The following is an 18,242-nucleotide window of genomic DNA, read 5'->3' on the forward strand; positions in this document are numbered from 1 at the left end:
GCCTGACCTCGATGGCGTTGATGGTCAACGCGCGGCCGTGGATGCGCCATCCGGTCTTTGTCCGGAGATACTCGTCGTCGTATCGCAGGTGCCAGACGACGTCCTGCGCGCCGCCGCCCTCGCCGCGTGTCCAGTGATGCGCGATGCAGGTGATGCGTCCGAGTGCATACCCGGGCTCGGGACCCGCCGCGTAGACCTCGCCGACGATCGCGTGCTCGGTGCGCTCGACACCTGCCAGTGCCGTCATGGCACCGCGGATCGCGGCTCGGCCGCGGTGGGAGTGCACGGACTCCAGTGACCGGGGTGGGTCGGGCAGGCGGAGTTCTGCTGTCTCGCTGAATAACTCGGCGACGTCGCCGAACCGTCGGTCATCGACCGCGGCGGCGTAGAGGTGGACCAGATCGGCAAGGGCCAGACGGTCGGCGATGGCCAGGGTCACGATGTCAACGCCAGTCGCTGAGCGCAGGCCGACACGACGTCCCTCGCCTCGTCGAGGTCGGCCGTCGGTGGCATCGCCAGCACTACGCGGTCCGCGCCGGAGGCCGCGAGCCTGCCGGCCCGGTCGCTGTCGATCTTGGTGACCAGATGTCCCAGCGAGAGCTCCAACGCATCGGGGTCGCGCTGCGCACGCTGGGCCTCCTCGCGCATCAACGCAACGAGTTCGGTCAGCGCGTCGCCACTGACCCCGAGCGGCTGGAATCCGTCGCCGCGCCGACCCGCCCGGCGCGCGGCGGCCCTGCTGTGCCCGCCAATGTGGATGGGCAGGCGGCCAGTGGGCTTGGGATGGCATGTCGCGTAATCGAATTCGAAGAACTCGCCGTGGTGGCTGACACCCTCGGGATGGTCGGCCCACAACAGCCGCATCACATCGATCTGTTCGTCCGCGCGCCGCCCGCGCTCGTCGAACGGGGCACCGCACGCCTCGACTTCCTCACGCAACCAACCCATGCCCACGCCAAGGCGCAGCCGCCCGCCCGACAGCGCGTCGATGGTGGCGACTCTCTTGGCCAGCACTACGGGATGGTGGTTGGGCAGCACCAGCACGCCGGTCGCCAGGCCGAGTCGAGTGGTCTGGCCCGCCAGGAAGGCCAGCAGGTCAAGCGGATCGGGGACGGGGCAGTCGGCCGGGATCTCCACGCGTCCCGACTGGTCGTACGGATACACACTCGAGTACTGCGTCATGAGCACGGTGTGCTCGACGACGACGATCGACTCGAAGCCGCAATCCTCGACGTGCCGGGCGAATTCGGTCATCCACACCGGGTCGGCGGTGACGCCCGCGACGACGGGGGCGACGACGGCGAACTTCGGCAGGCCGGTCATGGCAGCTCGTTGCTGCGACGGATGTCCTCACGGCACTCGCGGCGGGTCTGGCCCGTCTGCTGCATGCACACCCGCACGGGCGACTCCTGGCCGAACGGCAGCGGTTCCTCGGTCGGGTCGACCGTCACCGTCGGGCTCGGCACGTCACCGGGGGTCAGCGACCAGATCGTCGCCGCGGTGCCCTGCAGCGTCGAACAGTAGGCGGTGCTGCCGTCGGCAGTGGTGGCCGTGCTGCCCTCGGGAGAGCAGTCGGCACCGATGGCCGCCGCTGCCGGTGCGGTGGTCGTGGTGGTTGTGGTCGGCGGTGGCGGAGGCGGCAGCGGGCTCGGTGGAGGCATGGTCGACGGCGTGGTGGCGGTAGTGCTGGCCCTCGCGTCGGTCGTGTTGGCATTCGTTGCCTGCGTTGAGCGCTCGTCATCGGCCCGGGTGAACTCGAACGCCGCCACGGCGATCGCGACGATCAGCAGCACCGCCAGGACCGCCGGGATGACGACGCCGGCCCGTACCGGTGAGCGCCGGGCGGGTGCGGCAATCGGTGACAACTGAGTGGCCTCGGGGTCGACGCCGGGACTGACACCGGGATCGACGCCGGGATCGACATCGCCGCCGAGTCGGTGAGCCAGGGCGCGGGCGAAGTCGCCGCACCGTTCGAAGCGCTCGTTGGGGATCTTGGCCAGCGCCTTAGACAGCACCGGATCCAGCGCGGACAGTTCCGGACGTCGATCCCGCAGCGCAGGCGGGGCCGCGCCGAGATGCTGGCTGATCACCACGGCGGGGTTGGAGTGGGAGAACGGCGGCGAACCGGAGAGCAGGTGGAATGCCGTGGCCGCCAACGCATACTGGTCGGCCCGGCCGTCGAGCTCATCGCCCATCAGCTGCTCGGGGGCCGCGTAGGACACCGTGCCGACCGTCATGTTCGTGGCGGTCAGCCCACTCGGGTCATCGGCCCATCGGGCGATCCCGAAGTCCGCCAGCAGAATTCGTCGCTCCCGCGAATCCGGGTTGGCCAACAGGATGTTGGCGGGCTTGACGTCGCGGTGCAACAGGTTGCGCTCGTGGGCGTAGTCGAGCGCATCGGCGACCGCGGTGATGATCTCGGCGACCTCTCGCGGTGGCAGCCCGGTGGGGAAGCGCTCGCGCAGCCGCTCACCGGCGTCCGTGCCGTCGACGTAGTCCATTGAGATCCAGAGCTGGCCACCAAAATCGCCGCGGTCGTGCACGCCCACGATGTGGGGATGCCACAGGGCGGCGGCGATATCGGCCTCGCGGTGAAACCGATCTCGGTACTCGCTGTCGGCAGACACCTCGGCGCGCAGCACCTTCAGGGCGTCCTGGCGCGGCAGCCGTGGATGCCGAGCCAGGTAGACCTCGCCCATACCGCCGGATCCGAGCCGCCTGATGATGGTGTAGCCAGCGAACGTCGTCCCATCGGGCAGCGGCATGCGCGAAATAGTAGCCGGACTGGGCGCGTCAGAGGTCCAGGACCAGGCCGTCGTCATCCGAGGCGCGGGACACGCAGACCAACATCATCCCGGCCTCGCGCTCCGGTTCGGTGAGCAGCGTGTCGCGGTGGTCGACAGCGCCGGCCAGCACGCGGGTGCGACACGTACCGCAGAAGCCCTGCTGGCAGGAGTACGGCGCGTGCACACCCGATCGCACCAACGCCGCCAGCACGCTCTCCTCGGCGCCCACCCGGACCGTTGAACCGGTGGACGCGACGGACACCGTCATCTCGCGGCCATCGACCACCGGCGGCGCGGCGAACCGTTCGAAGTGCAGCTCGACGTCGTCGCGCCCGATCAGGTGCGTGCGCACGCTGGTGAGCATCGGGGCGGGCCCGCACGCATAGACCGTCGTGCCGTCCGGGCAGTCGCCGAGCAGGTCGTCGGCCGTGGGCACACCGGACTCATCGTCGGTGCGGATCAGGATGCGATCACCGAAGCGGGCGACGTCATCGAGGAACGGCAGGCTGTCGGCGCTGCGTCCGACGTAGATCATCGACCAGTCCACACCGAGCCGCTGTGCGGCGGCCAGCATCGGCAGGATCGGCGTGATGCCGATACCGCCTGCGATGAACCGGACGCGCTGGGTGGGCGAACCGTAGCCGGGCACCGTGAGCGGGAACGCGTTGCGCGGACCACTTGTCGTGATCGTCGACCCGATCGCAAGGTCGTCGTGAATCTCGACGGAGCCGCCGCCACCGCCGGGGATGCGCCGAACCGCGATCCGATAGGCGTGTGTGTCGTCGGGGTCGCCGCACAGCGAGTACTGGCGCAGCCTGCCGCTCGGCAGGTGCACGTCGATATGCGAGCCCGGATGCCAACGGGGCAGCGGACCACCGTCGGCTGCGGTCAACCGCAGTGCGATGACGTCCTGATCGTGGGCTACGACGGTGCGATCCGACACCGTCAGTGCGATGCGGCGGTCGACCTCAACCGGCGGCGCCACCCTGCGCGTCACACCTGACAACGCGAACAGACCGGTCACGGCGGCATCGGCGAGACCCACCGACCACGCCGGGCGGCTCCGGCCGGGCATCGGCGGCAGTTCCCGTAGCCGCGAGACGAGCCGCATCAGAGATGCGCGGCCCGCGCCGCAGGCGAACTCGCCAGATACGCCACGGCCTGCGCCGTGGATCCCATCTCCTCAGGCGTGAAGCCGGGTCGGAAGTACACAAAGGTGTTGGAGCCGAACAGCTGTCGGTACTTGGGCAGCAGTCCGAGCTTGGAGTCGCGCATGCGCAACCGCTGCATCCGCCACCAGCCGATGTCATTGCTCGGGGTGCTCTTGATCAGATACCAGGTGCCGCGCTGGAAGAACATGAACATCATCGCCACGGCCATCGTCATCGCCCGGATGCGCTCGAAGTAGCTGTCATGGAAGTACGCCGCGACGTCGTGCGCCACCATCCGGTGTTCGACCTCCTCGCTGCCGTGCCACCGGAACAGGTCGACGACGGTGGGGTCGGCCCCGTGGTCGTCCCAGGTGCAGTTGAGAGAGAAGTCGCCGAGGACCGCCGTGTAGTGCTCGATGGCGGCGATCAACCACAACCGATCGCACAGGTTGTTCATCCGACGCTTGGGATCGTCCGTCTCGATGGGCGCCAGCATCTTCTCGAACACGTACTCGACCAGTTCCAGCATCGAGGTCACATCGACGCCGTTGGCGACCATGTACTCGTGCAGCACCTTGTCGTGGGTGTCGGCGTGCGTGGCCTCCTGCCCGATGAAGCCGCGGATGTCCTCCGCGAGCTTCGGGTCCTTCACCAGTGGCAGCGCCTCGTTGTAGGTGGTGACGAACCAGCGCTCGGCGGCGGGCAGCACGATGTTGAGCAGGCTGACCATATTGGAGGCGACGGGATGATTCGGGATCCAGTCCAACGCCGCGTCGGCCACGTCGAAGTGGACCTTACGGGCCTGGATCTGCACCGGACCAGGGTCGACCTCGGTGTCGAACCGCTGTGGACGCAACATGACGTGCCTCCTCATCAGGAAATGTGATGGGGGCCAGTCTACGGGTTAGGTGGGAACGCGGGTAGCGGGTACCCGCGGTCCAGGGTGTCGAACGCTACGCGCCGGGGATGGGCATCCCGGGCTGCGGTCCGACCGGCGTGGCGGTGACGGTGGTGACACCGTTGCCGCCGACATTGGGCCCGCCGGTTCCGCCGCCGCCACCTGCCGGGGCGTTGCTCTGGGCTCCGAGCACGGCTGCCTCGGTGCAGTCCAGGTTCAGGAGCATCCGGCCGCCGCTGGTGATCTTCTGCTGAGCGACGATGCACTCGGCCTGCGGGTAGTCGCTGCCGACCGCTCCGCCGAAGAATGCCTTGACGCCCTGGCTCTTGAGAATGGACAACGCACGGCCATAGGGCTCACCGACGACGTTGAGGGCGGCCGCGCTTCCCGGGCTGGAGTCGGCGACGCCGGGTGCGAGCAGGGCCACCGTAGCTGCGGCGATGGCGCCGGCTCCAAGAACGGCAAGCTTCTTCACGTGACCTCCGGATGTCGCGGTGCGGTTGCGAACATATCGCAGTTAACTCCCGTGAGGAACTACGGTCACTCGGGGGAGATCGTTACCTGATGGTGCATCACATCGGCGAGCGCCGCAGCGCGAGCATCCGTGAAGACGTCCTCTAGCAGCAGTGGACTGCCTGTCGGCCCGGTCAGCGGTACCCGCCAATTCGGGTACTCATCGGTGGTCCCCGGCTGGTTCTGGGCCCGCACGTCGCCGACTGCGTCGGGCAGGGCGAGGGCGAGCAGCCGCGACGAGGTACGCCCCAGATAGGCGTGCAGCGCGGTCACCACCTGCTCGACCGTGGGCTCCACGCCGTCCCGGTCCGCCAGCAGCCCCACCCGTCGCAGCTCGGACATCCACGCAGCCTGCGCGGCGCGGTCATCGGCGATCTCCTCGGCGGCCGGACGCGTGAGCAGGCCAAGTTCCTCCCGGATGCGGACGTGCTCGCCCGCCAGGTAACCGGCAGTCGGCGGCAGATCGTGCGTCGTGACCGCGGACAGGCAGTACTCCCGCCACTGCGCTGCGGGCAGCGGTCCGCCGGAGCCGTCCCGCTCGAACCACAGGATCGAGGTTCCGAGCAGACCCCGCTCCCTGAGGTAGTCACGCGCCCATGGCTCCACGGTGCCCAGGTCCTCACCGACCACCACCGCCCCGGCACGATGCGCCTCCAGCGCGACGATCCCGATCATCGCCTCGTGGTCGTATCTGACATAGGTGCCCTCGGTCGGAGGCATGCCGCTGGGTATCCACCACAGCCGGAACAACCCGATGATGTGGTCGATCCGCACCCCGCCCGCGTGCCGGAGCACGGCACTGACCACCGCGCGGAACGGGGCGTAGGAAGCCTCCACCAACTTGTCAGGACGCCACGGCGGCTGCGACCAGTCCTGCCCCAGCTGATTGAACTCGTCGGGCGGGGCACCACCGGAGACGCCGAGCGCCAGAACGTCCTGCAGTGCCCACGCGTCCGCGCCGTCGGGGTCCACGCCCACCGCGAGGTCGTGCATGACGCCCAGCGACATCCCGACCTGCCGCGCGGTGGCCTGCACGGCGGTGAGTTGGTCGTCGAGCTGCCACTGCAGCCAACGGTGGAAGTCGACGGTGTCGTGGTGCTCGGCGGCGAAGTCCGCGACCGCAGCAGATGCCGGGTGACGGTACTGCGCGGGCCAGTCATGCCAGTCCCCGCCGAACTCCTCGGCCAGCGCGCACCACGTGGCGAAGTCTTCGAGGCTGCCGCCCTCCCGCGCGCGGAACGCGGCATAGGCCAGATCGCGCCCCGCCGAACGGGGCACCAGATGCACAGCCCGCAGCGCCGCGCGCTTGACCTTCCAGACCGCATCGCGGTCGATCAGCTCCGAGGTCTCGGCATGCGCTTGGGCCGCCGCACGGGCCTTGCGCAGCCTGCCGCGGTGACGCGCGTCGGCGTACTCGGGAATGGCCTCGACGCGCAGGTAGATCGGATTGGTGAAGCGGCGCGATGTCGGCAGGTAGGGGGAGGGTTCCATCGGGGCGATCGGTGCGGCCGCGTGCAGCGGATTGACCAGGATGAAACCGGCGCCGTGCCGCGCGGCCGACCACACCGCCATATCGGTGAGGTCGGTGAGATCGCCCATACCCCAGGACTTCTCGGACCTGACGCTGTAGAGCTGTGTCGCCAGACCCCAGGTCCGGCCCGCCCCGAGTCGCGCGGGCAGCCGAGCTGTGGCCGGTGTGACGATCAGCGGCGTCGAGGCATCCTGCGGGCCGGCCTGCACATGCAGCCGGTGATAGCCCAGGGGCAGATCCGCGGGCAACTCGAATGTCGCCTCGCCGATCGGACGACCATCCAGGTCATACGGCGGCGTGAGGTTCTCCAGCTGACGCAGGCCGGTGCGGACGGTGCCGTCCTCCAGTCGAATCCACACCCCGACCGGATCGCCGTGCGTGACGTGGACCCAGAACGATGACGTGCGGTCGCTGCGAGTCACGACGGTGGGCGGCACGCAGCGTGACCAGTACTCGCGATCGTGTGCCAAAAGCGCTGCGGCCCTGTCATCTTCGCTGTCCGCCGTCACCCCCAACGCGGCGAGCACAGCCACCAACGTCGCCTCCGGCGTTGACCGGTGCCCACCGGTCCAATCGTCGAAGCCGGTCGCGACACCGAAGCGGTGAGCCAGTTCGACCAACGATGGGGGCAGCTCACTCATGCCCGCAATCTTGCCGGTTGTGCCGCCGACGCGCCGGTTGGCCGCTACGTTCGGGGCGTGCACGTCCTGCCGATCCCCGCCGCGCTGGCCGTCGCGGCCGCGATCGCGCTCGCCGCGCAGGCAGGTGCGGAACCGCCGCCGCAGGTACCCGCGGTGCCGACCGTCCCGGCGCCGCTGAACCAGGGCGAGTTGCTCCTGCCGCAGCACGCGGTTCCCTCACCGCCCGGGGCGGAACCGGTCGCGCGGCCCAATCAGAACCCGCTGAACAACGCCTATCTACTGCCGCAATATGCCGAGCCGTCGGCCCCCGGTCAGGGACAGATCGTCGGCGTGGAACCGGGGGAGGAGAACGCCGACGTCTCGAAGTGGGAGTACCTGCGTCGGCTCTGGGGCAGCTACCAGGACGGCGGGCTCGAGGGCGGGCTGCTCGGTCAGCGTGACCAGGACGCCGACGGCAGGCCCCTGCCCGAGCTGCCCGCGCCGCCCGAGTTGCCCGCGGAGCCCGCGCCGCCCACCGGTTGACGCGGTTAGGGCTCGACGTCGCGGGACAGCAGGTCATCCCACGTGTCACGCCGGACCACCAGCCGCGCCGCGCCGTTCTCGGCGAAGACCACCGGTACCCGCCGCGCACCGTTGTACTGATTCGACATCGTGTAGCAGTAGGCGCCCGTCACGGGCACCGCGAGCAGGTCACCGACGGCGGGGTCCGGCAGCGCGATGCCGTCGACCAGCTGATCGCCTGATTCGCAGTGCCTGCCCACGACGGTGACGACCTCGCCGCCGACACCGAACCTGTTCGCCATTGCCGCCTCGAACCGCTGGCCGGTGAGCGACACCTCCAGGTTGTCACCCATCCCGCCGTCGACGGCGACGTGCGTGACCTGCCCACGTTTGACCGTGGTGACGCGGTACAGCGTGCACGCCGCGCCGGCCACCATGCTGCGGCCGGGTTCGACGATGACGCGACTGTCCGCAGGCAGCAGCGCCCTGGCCTGATCGATCATGGCCGCGGCATACGAGTCCAGGCTGGGGGCGTTCTCGTCGTAGGTGTAGCGCACGCCGAGGCCGCCACCCAGGTCATAGGTGTCGAATGTGCCGAGTGCGGCGATCGGCCGGACCGCCGCGGCCAGTTGGTCGACATCCAGCAGCTGTGAGCCGACGTGGGTGTGCACACCGTCGAGCCGCAGCACCGGGCTGCGCCGGATCCGTTCGATGGCATCGCGGGCATCGGACGGCGCGAGCCCGAACTTCGACCCCGCGTGACCGGTGGCCTGCGATGCGTGGGTATCGGCATCGACACCGGGGATGACGCGGACCAGGCACGCCTGCGGGCGGTCCGCGCTCGCGGTGCGCTCCAACCGGTCGATGTCATCGAAGTTGTCCACGACGATCAGCCCGACGCCTCGCGCGACGGCGAGTTCGATCTCCTCGTCGGTCTTGGCGTTGCCGTGCAGGATCAGCCGCGCCGGGTCGACCCCGGCTTTGCAAGCGGTCAGGATCTCGCCAGCACCCGCGACGTCCAGGTGCAGGCCCTCCTCGACCATCACGCGCTGAACCGCCGTGCACGGGAACGACTTCGACGCGAATGCGACGTCGGCGCGCGGCCAGCGACTGCGAAACGCCGACAGGTACTCGCGAGCCCGCCGAACCAGCGCGTCCCGCGACACCACGATGACCGGCGTGCCGAACTCCGCGGCGATGTCCTCGAGCCGGCAACCGCCCACCACCAGCGCGCCATCGTCGGCCACCCGCGAACCAGGCGGGAAGAGGCCAAGTAGGTCGGCGTCAGTCGGCTCGAACCCGGTCGTCACCGACCCAGTATCGTCCCCGGCATGGCGCCAGTGGTGAGCAATGAGGCGCAGATCCGCGGGGCCCGGCGCGCTGTGGCCGCGTTGTTCCTCACCAACGGTGCCCTGTTCGCGAACCTGGCCCCGCGTCTGCCGGAGATCAAGGCCGACCTCGCACTGTCGAACACCGCCTACGGAACCGTCATCGCCGCGTATCCCATCGGCGCCCTGGCCGCCGGGCTGGCCGCGGCCGCACTGATCCGCCGGCTCACCTCGGCACGGCTCGCGGTGCTTGGCACGGCGGGCATCGCGCTGCTGACCTTCGCGGCCGCTGCGTCACCCACCACACTGCTCGTCGCCGTCGCCCTGTTCGCCGGGGGTGCATGCGACGCCGTGGTCGACGTGGCGCAGAACACGCAGGGGCTCCGGGTGCAGCGCGCCCACGGGCGTTCCATCATCAACTCGCTGCACGGCATCTGGTCCCTGGGCGCCGTCCTCGGAAGCGTGATGGCCGCCGGTGCCATCGCCTTCCATGTGCCCCGCGAACTGCACATCGGTGCGACCGGCGTCCTCTTCGTTGGCGTCGCGGTGACGGCCTACCGCTACCTGCTGCACGGCCCCGACGCGGTCGAGGACGAGCACGATTCGGTCAACGGGCGCCGGGGCCGCGGGGCCGGCCGACGGGTCTATCTGACATTGACGCTGTTGGTGGTGATCGCGACGGCGGGCTCCGTCGTCGAGGATGCCGGCAGCTCCTGGGCGACGCTGTACCTGCGCGACGACCTCGGTGCGGCCGGTGGCGTCGCCGTTCTGGGCTACGTCGCGCTGCTGGCGTTCCAGTTCGTCGGACGGATGACCGGTGACCGCCTGGTCGACCGGTTCGGTGAGCGCGCGGTGGCGCGCGCCGGCGGATCGATCACCGCGGCGGGTATGGGTGCCGCGCTGCTGTTTCCCAGCGTGCCCAGCACCATCGCGGGGTTCGCTGCGGCAGGTATCGGTATCGCGACGGTGATACCCGCGGCGATGCACGCCGCCGACCGACTACCCGGCCTGCGTGCGGGTAGCGGGCTGACCGCAGTGGCGTGGCTGATGCGGCTGGGCTTCGTCGCCGCGCCGCCCGTGGTCGGTGCCATCGCCGACGCCACCAGCCTGCGGATCGGTCTGCTCGTGGTGCCCGCCGCGGGTCTCGCCGTCATCGCCGCGGCGGGGGCCCTCAGTGGACGACGCCCGCCAACTCGATCGTGAGGACACCGGCCGCGATGAGGCCTATGCCGATGATCATCCTGCCCGTCAGCGGGTCGCCGAACAGGTACTTGGCGATGACCGCGACGAGCGCGACACCACACGCCGTCCAGATCCCGTAGGCAATGCCCACCGGCATGCCGAGTTTCAACGCCAGCCACAACAGGTAGAAGGACGTCAGGTACGCCACGATCACGGGCGCGATCCACACCTTCTTGCGGAGGCCGTCAGACGCCCGCAGGCCCAACGTGCCGAGGACCTCGATGCCGATCGCCCCTGCCAGCGCGAGCCAGATCATCACGAGGTGGAATCCGTTGCATGCGAGCGGGACCCGAGTTCCACGAACAGCACACCGGCGATGATCAAGGCGATACCTGCCGCGATCGCCCACGTCAACGCGTCACGGAACAGCACGGCGGCCAGGACCGCGGTGAGCGCCGTGCCCGAGGCACCCCAGATGCCGTAGGCGACACCGACCGCCATGCCCTCGCGCAGCACCAGGGCGAGTAGGACGGAGGCGCCGACGTAGCCGACGATGACGACACCCAGCCACGCCGGGTGATCCTGCGATGCCCGCAGCGATAACGTCGCCGCGACCTCCATGACGATGGCTGCAGTCAGCAGCACCCACTTGCGCACGCCTCAACCTAACGGAGAACGCGCCGTGTTCTTGCCGCCTAGTAGACCAGGCCGAGCCGCGGGGGCGTGGCACCCGAGAGCGTGTGGTTGCCCAGATGCACGTACTTCCAGCGGGCGGGGTCGTGCAGTGTGTGGGTGCGCACGTTGCGCCAGTGCCGGTCGAGGTTCACCGCGCTGTCGGTGCCCGACGTGCCGGTCAGTTCGAATATGCCGCTGGCGATCTCGACGGCGAACTCCTGTGCCAGGGCCTTGGCCGCCGCCACGCTCAGAGTCGCCTCCGATGCGGCCTCCCTGGTGAGTTCGGGTAGCGCATATGCCTCGTCGACGAGTGCTGTGCCGCGGGCGAGTAGCGCCTCGAGGGCATAGAGACGCGCGGTGAACTCACCGAAGCGACGAACGACGTGCGGCTCATTCTCGGCGCGCTCGATGCCCGCGTCGACTGCCTCCTGCCATGGACGCGAGCGGGTGCGGACGAACTCCGCACCGTCCTCCAGTGCGGCCCTGGCGATTCCGATGTCGATCGCGGCGTGCAGCGCCTGGTCGAACGGGCCAAGCGCGCTGGGCGGTCCCGTCACGGGATGAGGCGGCAGACCTTCCTCGATGACCAGGTCCGCCTCGATGATCACGCCATCCAGGCGGACCTCGCCGCTCGCCGTCCCGCGCTGGCCGAAGGCCGACCACTTGTCGAGATTCAGTGTGACACCGGGCTGTTCGGGTCGAATGAAGACCGTCGCCGTCTCGCCCGCGCCCCCGCCGACCACAGCGGCCACCGCGATCCAGGTCGCGCCGAGTGTGCCGGTGGCGTAGTACTTGGTTCCCTCGAGCAGCCACGTCCCGTCACCGCGTGGCGTCACGGTCGTGCGGCGCTGCAGGGAGGTCTTGGTACCACGCTCGGCCGTCGCGTTGCCGATCTGCGCACCGGCGAGGATGTCGGCGTACACGCGCGGGGCGGGATTGGCCTGCCCGAGTCCGGCGATCGCCCTGGCGATCACGAAGTGCGACAACAACAGTTGGCCGACGGCGCCGTCGCCGCGCGACAGCCTGCGCAGCACCTCGACCGTGGTCGATGCGGGCAGACCGGGTCCGCCGTGCTCGGTCGGCACCGAGATGCCGAGCAGCCCCGATTCGGCCACCAGGCGCAGTTGGGGGAGCAGCGAAACGCCTGCCCGCTCGCGTTCGGCGCTACCGACGGCGATCTCGGCGGCGACGGCGTCCGCGGTGGAAAGCGCCTCGTGCGAGGACGCCAGCAGTGGCGTGGTGGTTTCGAGGTCGATGCTCATGGCGCCGAACGCTACGGACTCGCCGCGGCGTCCCCCACGGTTGCGACCACCGAGATTGTTTACCGGCCCGCGTTTGCCGAAGAGTGCTCCGAGTCACAGGGGGCGGCGGTATGCGGGAGTACCGTGTAGGTCATGTGTCTCAACGATTCGCCTGGGATCGCACATGGCTGATCCGCAGACATCAGGTGCCACGAGAGTCAACGAGTCGATCGTCGACACCAGCAACGGGCCGGTGCGGGGTGTCGATGACGGAATAGTCAAGGTGTGGCGGGGTGTTCGCTACGCGGCGCCCCCCGTCGGTGAGCTGCGGTGGCGCGCGCCCCGTGCACCGCAGCGGTGGACCGAGCCGGCCGCGGCCACCAGAGTGGGACCGGTCTGCCCGCAACCCACCGACCCACGAATCCCCATCGACCTGGGAGCCCCGCAGGGTGATGACTGCCTCACCCTGAACGTGTGGGCGCCGTCAGGCACCGAGCCGGGTGACGGCAAGCCCGTGATGGTGTGGGTGCACGGCGGCGCCTACATCCTGGGATCCTCGGCTCAATCGCTCTACCGGGGGCGCGAGTTCGCGGCCGGTGGCGACGTCGTGATCGTCACGGTGAACTATCGCCTCGGCGCGCTGGGCTTCCTCGACCTGTCCTCGTTCAGAACGTCACGCACCACGTTCGAGACCAACCTGGGGCTACGCGACGTGCTGTTCGCCCTGCAGTGGGTGCGCGACAACATCGCAGGCTTCGGCGGCGACCCGCAGCGGGTCACGCTGTTCGGCGAGTCGGCGGGCGCAGGGATCGTGACCACCCTGCTCGCCAGCCCGGCGGCAGCGGGCCTGTTCTCGGCCGCCATCGCGCAGAGCTCGCCCGTGACCTCGATCTACGACGCCGACCGGGGACGCGCCGTCGCCCAACGGTTCCTCGATGCCGCCACCGTCGACGCCGACAATGTCGACCGACTGCCGGACATGCCCATCGCCGAGATCCTCGCGGCGTCCAAACGCGTCTTCGACGAGGTTCCGGTGACCACGCCGGGCACCCTGGGCTTCGCGCCGATCGTCGACGGCGACGTGGTGCCCGACTACCCGGTGGAGGTGGCCCGCGCCGGACGCACCCACGCCGTTCCGCTGATCATCGGCACGAACAAGCACGAGGCGGCGTTGTTCCGGTTCATGAAGTCGCCGTTGATGCCGATCACGCCCGAGGCGATCAAGGCGATGTTCGCTCAGATCGAACTCGAGCAGCCCGACGCGGCGGTGCCGAGCCAGGACCGACTCGGCACCACCTACCGCGGACGCGGCAAGACGCCCGGCATGGGGGTGGCGCGCGACATCGGTTTCCGGATGCCCTCGATCTGGTTCGCCCAGCGTCACGCCGCAGTCGCTCCGGTGTATGTCTACCGGTTCGACTGGGCCACGCCGATGCTGCGGCTGCTGCGCCTCGGGGCCGCACACGCCACCGAACTACCGTATGTCTGGGGCAATCTCGTCGCCGGTCCCAAGGACCCGACGTTCAAGCTCGGCGGGCTCAAGGCCGGTACCGCGGTCTCGGAGCGGATGCGCAGGCGGTGGGTGAACTTCGCGAGGTCTGGCGAGCCGGCGGGGTCCGCCGACGAGCCGCAGTGGCGGCCGTACCGGCCCGACGATCGCGCGACGCTGGTGATCGACAAGACTGATGCCGTGCTCGACGATCCGGACCGCGCGTTGCGGGACGCCTGGGGTGACGACGTCCTGAGCTTCCGGTGACCACCCGCTAGCTAGGCTGGTCTGTCGGAGGTGATGACGTGGACGCGCTAACCAGCATCCGAGATTTCTTGGACGTGCTGCCCCCGCAGATGCGCGACCCCGTGCTGTTCGCGATCCCGTTCTTCGTGCTCCTTCTCGTCGTGGAGTGGACGGCGGCGCGCAAACTCGAGAGGCTCGAGGACGACCGGGCGCCCTCCGGCGCATACGTGCGCAAGGACGCGTGGGCCAGCATGTGGATGGGGCTGGTGTCGGTCGCCACGACGGGGGCGTGGAAGTTCCTGGCCTTGCTCGGATACGCCGCCATCTACGCCTATGTCGCGCCGTGGCACCTCCCGTCGAGCGCCTGGTACACGTGGGTCATCGCGCTGGTGGGCGTGGACCTGCTGTTCTACACCTATCACCGCATCGCGCACCGGGTCCGGTTGATCTGGGCGACCCACCAGGCCCACCACTCCAGCCAGTACTTCAACTTCGCCACGGCGCTGCGGCAGAAGTGGAACAACAGCGGTGAGATCCTGCTGTGGATTCCACTGCCACTGCTGGGCGTTCCGCCGTGGATGGTGTTCGCCAGTTTCTCGGTCAACCTCATCTACCAGTTCTGGGTCCACACCGAGCGCATCGGAAGACTCTGGCGCCCCATCGAACTCATCTTCAACACCCCGTCGCACCACCGCGTGCACCACGGTATGGACGCCGAGTACCTGGACAAGAACTACGGCGGCATTCTGATCATCTGGGACCGCATGTTCGGCACCTACGCCGACGAACTGTTCCGGCCGCACTACGGACTCACCAAGCAGGTCGACACCTACAACATCTGGACGCTTCAAACCCACGAGTACGTCGCGATCGCCCGCGACGTCCGCCGCGCGGACCGCTGGCGCGATCGTTTCGGCTATGTCTTCGGTCCGCCCGGCTGGGCGCCCCGCGCCACGACGCAACCCGACATCTCCGCGCCGATCACCGCATCTGGCTAGATCCGGCCGCTGCGCCAGCCCGACACGTAGTGTCGCGGTGTGGACACGGTCTTCGATGGTGAGGTGGACCCGGCTCTGGTCGAGCGGTCGCTGGCAGGTAGCGCCCACGAGCCGATGTGGCTCGATATGGAGCGGCCCAGCTATCCACGCCTACCCGGCGCGATCACGTGCGACCTCGTCGTGGTCGGGGGTGGCTACGCCGGTCTGTGGTCGGCGCTGCACGCGGCCCGGCGCAACCCCGACCAACGCGTCGTCCTGATCGAGGCCAACCGGATGGGCTGGGCGGCATCGGGCCGCAACGGCGGCTTCGTCGAGGCCAGCATCACCCACGGTGCGGAGAACGGAAAGACCCGCTGGGCAGGCGAGTTCGACACCCTGCAGGCGATGGGGCTGGAGAACCTGAACGGTATGCAGGACGAGATCGCCGAACTCGGCCTCGACGTGCAGTGGCAGCGCACCGGCATGCTCGCCGTCGCCACCGAACCGCACCAGGTGACATGGCTGCAGGAGTCCGCAGAGGCGGGGGAGGGCCGCCTGCTCGATCGGTCGGAGATTCAGGCTGAGGTCCATTCGCCCACCTATCTGGCGGGCCTGTTCGAGGCCGATACCTGTGCGATCGTCCACCCCGCCAGGCTCGCGTTCGAACTCGCTCGCGCCTGCCAGGAGGCCGGTGTGGCGATCTACGAGCACACCAACGCACGTGCGCTCGACTCCGGTGGCGCGGCGCTGCGCATCGACACCGGCGGTGCCGTCATCACCGCGCGCCAGGCCGTGCTCGCGACGAATGTCTTCCCCCACCTGCTCCGCCGAAACCGGCTCCACACCGTGCCGGTGTATGACTACGTGCTGTCGACCGAGCCCCTCTCCGACGCGCAGCTGGACCGCATCGGTTGGCGCAACCGGCAGGGAATTGGCGACTGCGCCAACCAGTTTCACTACTATCGCCTCACCGAGGACAACCGCATCGTGTGGGGTGGGTACGACGCCGTCTACCACTTCGGCCGCAAGGTGAACCCCGCCTACGAGGAACGGCCCGAGACGTACCGTCGCCTGGCCGCGCACTTCTTCATCACCTTTCCGCAGCTCGACGATGTCCGCTTCAGTCACCGCTGGGCCGGCGCCATAGACACCAACACCCGGTTCTGCGCACACTGGGGTCTGGCCCGTGACGGTCGGGTGGCCTATGTCAACGGTTTCACCGGTCTGGGCGTGGGGGCCGCGCGGTTCGCCGCCGACGTCTGCCTCGACCTCCTCAGCGGCAGCTCGACGCCACGTACCGAACTCGAGATGGTTCGCCGCAAACCCCCGCCATTTCCTCCGGAACCGTTGGCCAGCATCGGAATTCAAGCGACGAGATGGTCACTGGATCGTGCCGACCACTCGGCTGGCCGGCGCAACCTACTGCTCCGGACACTCGATGCGGTGGGGCTGGGCTTCGATTCCTGATCGAGCCCGCCTGCGTGCTCAACGTCGCGCTACCAAGTGTTTGCCAACAGTTCTGCCGAGCCGGAGCGGAACCGGCCACGAGGCCGACCACCGTCAGTAAGCTTCTTTCTGCTAACCCAGAAATGAGGTGTTCATCGTGGGAGACAGACTCCAAAACGGCGAGAAGCTAGAGGTCGGACAGTCGTTGACGTCCAAGAACGGGGCCTACAAGGTCACGCTTCAGGACGACGGCAACCTGGTCCTGTACTCGGGGGACAAGGCGGTGTGGTCGACCGAGACGAACGGCCAGAGCGTCGTTCGCGCCGAGGTGCAGAAGGACGGCAACTTCGTCCTCTACACGGCGGACAAACCGGTGTGGCACACCGATACCAAGGGCGCCAAGGACGTTCGCCTGATCCTGCAGGACGATCGCAACCTCGTGCTGTATGGATTCGACGGGCCGGCCTGGTCGTCGAACACGCAGACCGACGAGGTGCCCGCGCCGCCGGTCGCCGACACACCGCCGGCGGTCACCGAGGTCGAGGTCGTCCCGGCAGCCGTGGAGGAAGTCGCGCCGGCAGAGCCCGCTCCGCCGCCACCGCCGCCGCCACCCGCCCCGAGGACCTACACCGTGGTGTCGGGAGACACCTTGTGGGCCATCGCCGAACGCTTCTACGGCGACGGCAACCGGTACCCGGAGATCGCTCAAGCCAGCGGCGTCGCCAACCCGGATCTCATCCATCCCGGTCAGGTTCTGACGATTCCCTAAAGGACCCTTAGGGTTTCCCTAAACACTCTTAGGGCTGAGGAACCCTCTTAGGTCTGAGGCGGCCCGGGCTTTTCAGCCCGGGCCGCCTTTGCCTAGAGTTAGGCTAAGCGGCCAGCTACCACGACCGATCGGAGGATCCGATGCACAAGGGATGTTTGCGCGTCCTGGCGCTCGCCGCCGCGTCGCTCGTCTCAGTGATGTTCGCGCCGATTCCAGCTGCCGGCGCAGACCCCGGCGTGGTGGTCTTTCCCGGCATGGAGGTTCGGCAGGGCACCAACGTGTGCACGCTGGGCTTCGTCGACCTCGCGACGCGCACGGCGTACACGGCGGGGCACTGCCGCAGCAACGGGGTCGTCACTGACAGGGACGGTCGCGTGATTGGGCACCAGATCTTGTTCCGGGACAACACTCCCGACGGGGCGACTGTCACGACCGATCATCAGATCTCGGACTGGCAGACCATCGCGCTGGCACCCGACGTGGCACTCAACGACATCCTTCCCGTCGGCCGTGCCCTGGTCATTGATCCGGCGATGGCTCCGCAGCAGGGTCAGCCGGTGTGCCACTTCGGCGTCGTGACCGGCGAGAGTTGCGGCACGGTGGAGGCCGTCAACAACGGCTGGTTCACCATGGCCAACGGTGTGGTCAGCCAGAAGGGTGATTCGGGGGGACCCGTCTACACCCTCACCGGCGACGGACGCGCGGCCATCATCGGCATGTTCAACAGCGTGTGGGGTCAGTTCCCCGCCGCGGTGACGTGGCAGGTGGCGGATCAGCAGATCCGGGAGGAAGTCGTCAAGTCGTCGGCGGGCGTGATGGATGCGCGCGCGGCGCTCCCCGGGGTGGCGGTCGCCCCCGCATAGGATGC

General features: G+C 68.9%; 17 protein-coding genes and 1 pseudogene. 7 read left to right on the forward strand and 11 right to left on the reverse strand.

Going from position 1 to position 18,242, the window contains the following annotated elements; genetic code table 11:
- Nucleotides 1-91: 91 nt before the first annotated feature.
- The 7 genes and pseudogenes from ABIA65_RS13410 to malQ form a co-directional block, all read right to left on the reverse strand.
- Nucleotides 92-439, reverse strand: a pseudogene (locus ABIA65_RS13410) (nuclear transport factor 2 family protein); the annotation flags it as partial.
- Nucleotides 436-1,323 (reverse strand): LLM class F420-dependent oxidoreductase, encoded by an 888-nt coding sequence (locus ABIA65_RS13415; RefSeq protein ID WP_354523852.1) that lies wholly within the window; start codon nucleotides 1,321-1,323, stop codon nucleotides 436-438. The gene ABIA65_RS13415 and the pseudogene ABIA65_RS13410, both read right to left, overlap by 4 nt.
- The gene (locus ABIA65_RS13420) at nucleotides 1,320-2,765 is read right to left on the reverse strand and encodes a serine/threonine-protein kinase (RefSeq protein ID WP_354523853.1); all 1,446 of its coding nucleotides are present in this window, start codon (nucleotides 2,763-2,765) and stop codon (nucleotides 1,320-1,322) included. Before ABIA65_RS13420 ends, ABIA65_RS13415 begins: the two co-directional genes overlap by 4 nt.
- Before the next feature lie 28 nt (nucleotides 2,766-2,793).
- Complete coding sequence (locus tag ABIA65_RS13425; RefSeq protein ID WP_241405087.1) at nucleotides 2,794-3,897, reverse strand: PDR/VanB family oxidoreductase; 1,104 nt, start codon at nucleotides 3,895-3,897, stop codon at nucleotides 2,794-2,796.
- Entirely contained in the window at nucleotides 3,897-4,796 is a 900-nt protein-coding gene (locus tag ABIA65_RS13430; protein WP_241405088.1) for a metal-dependent hydrolase, read from the reverse strand. The genes ABIA65_RS13425 and ABIA65_RS13430 overlap by 1 nt, the downstream gene beginning before the upstream one ends.
- A 94-nt stretch (nucleotides 4,797-4,890) precedes the next feature.
- Nucleotides 4,891-5,310, reverse strand: coding sequence for a hypothetical protein (locus ABIA65_RS13435; protein WP_241405089.1), 420 nt, complete (start codon nucleotides 5,308-5,310; stop codon nucleotides 4,891-4,893).
- Nucleotides 5,311-5,375: 65 nt separating this feature from the next.
- Nucleotides 5,376-7,520 (reverse strand): 4-alpha-glucanotransferase, encoded by a 2,145-nt coding sequence (malQ, locus tag ABIA65_RS13440; protein WP_354523854.1) that lies wholly within the window; start codon nucleotides 7,518-7,520, stop codon nucleotides 5,376-5,378.
- A gap of 57 nt (nucleotides 7,521-7,577) precedes the next feature.
- On the opposite strand from malQ, the gene ABIA65_RS13445 reads away from it, so the two are divergent.
- Complete coding sequence (locus ABIA65_RS13445; RefSeq protein WP_354523855.1) at nucleotides 7,578-8,042, forward strand: hypothetical protein; 465 nt, start codon at nucleotides 7,578-7,580, stop codon at nucleotides 8,040-8,042.
- A 5-nt stretch (nucleotides 8,043-8,047) separates the two neighbouring features.
- Here ABIA65_RS13445 and lysA read toward each other — a convergent pair whose 3' ends face one another.
- Nucleotides 8,048-9,331, reverse strand: coding sequence for a diaminopimelate decarboxylase (lysA, locus tag ABIA65_RS13450; protein WP_354523856.1), 1,284 nt, complete (start codon nucleotides 9,329-9,331; stop codon nucleotides 8,048-8,050).
- A 21-nt stretch (nucleotides 9,332-9,352) separates the two neighbouring features.
- On the opposite strand from lysA, the gene ABIA65_RS13455 reads away from it, so the two are divergent.
- On the forward strand, nucleotides 9,353-10,552 hold the full coding sequence (locus ABIA65_RS13455; protein WP_354523857.1) for an MFS transporter: 1,200 nt from the start codon (nucleotides 9,353-9,355) through the stop codon (nucleotides 10,550-10,552).
- Here the strand turns inward: ABIA65_RS13455 and ABIA65_RS13460 are convergent.
- From ABIA65_RS13460 to ABIA65_RS13470, 3 genes are read right to left on the reverse strand one after another with little or no spacing between them, the layout of a single operon-like run.
- The gene (locus ABIA65_RS13460) at nucleotides 10,521-10,844 is read right to left on the reverse strand and encodes a DMT family transporter (protein WP_241405644.1); all 324 of its coding nucleotides are present in this window, start codon (nucleotides 10,842-10,844) and stop codon (nucleotides 10,521-10,523) included. The genes ABIA65_RS13455 and ABIA65_RS13460 overlap by 32 nt on opposite strands.
- Before the next feature lie 2 nt (nucleotides 10,845-10,846).
- Nucleotides 10,847-11,188: a DMT family transporter gene (locus tag ABIA65_RS13465; RefSeq protein WP_354523858.1), complete on the reverse strand. Its 342-nt coding sequence runs from the start codon at nucleotides 11,186-11,188 to the stop codon at nucleotides 10,847-10,849.
- A 38-nt stretch (nucleotides 11,189-11,226) separates the two neighbouring features.
- A complete protein-coding gene (locus ABIA65_RS13470) occupies nucleotides 11,227-12,468 on the reverse strand; it encodes an acyl-CoA dehydrogenase family protein (RefSeq protein WP_354523859.1) in 1,242 nt (413 codons plus the stop codon).
- Between the two features lie 163 nt (nucleotides 12,469-12,631).
- On the opposite strand from ABIA65_RS13470, the gene ABIA65_RS13475 reads away from it, so the two are divergent.
- The 5 genes from ABIA65_RS13475 (at nucleotide 12,632) to ABIA65_RS13495 (ending at nucleotide 18,237) form a co-directional block, all read left to right on the forward strand.
- Entirely contained in the window at nucleotides 12,632-14,203 is a 1,572-nt protein-coding gene (locus ABIA65_RS13475) for a carboxylesterase/lipase family protein (protein WP_354523860.1), read from the forward strand.
- An 89-nt stretch (nucleotides 14,204-14,292) separates the two neighbouring features.
- The gene (locus ABIA65_RS13480; protein ID WP_354524214.1) at nucleotides 14,293-15,180 is read left to right on the forward strand and encodes a sterol desaturase family protein; all 888 of its coding nucleotides are present in this window, start codon (nucleotides 14,293-14,295) and stop codon (nucleotides 15,178-15,180) included.
- A gap of 39 nt (nucleotides 15,181-15,219) precedes the next feature.
- Complete coding sequence (locus ABIA65_RS13485) at nucleotides 15,220-16,626, forward strand: NAD(P)/FAD-dependent oxidoreductase (protein WP_354523861.1); 1,407 nt, start codon at nucleotides 15,220-15,222, stop codon at nucleotides 16,624-16,626.
- 136 nt (nucleotides 16,627-16,762) lie between these two features.
- Nucleotides 16,763-17,374 carry a LysM peptidoglycan-binding domain-containing protein gene (locus ABIA65_RS13490; protein WP_354523862.1) on the forward strand — a complete coding sequence of 204 codons (612 nt, stop codon included), beginning with the start codon at nucleotides 16,763-16,765 and terminating at the stop codon, nucleotides 17,372-17,374.
- Nucleotides 17,375-17,514: 140 nt separating this feature from the next.
- A complete protein-coding gene (locus ABIA65_RS13495; protein WP_241405099.1) occupies nucleotides 17,515-18,237 on the forward strand; it encodes an Rv1815 family serine proteinase in 723 nt (240 codons plus the stop codon).
- Nucleotides 18,238-18,242: the final 5 nt, after the last annotated feature.

The organism is Mycolicibacterium sp. 624, assembly GCF_040548615.1.
Classification (GTDB): domain Bacteria; phylum Actinomycetota; class Actinomycetes; order Mycobacteriales; family Mycobacteriaceae; genus Mycobacterium.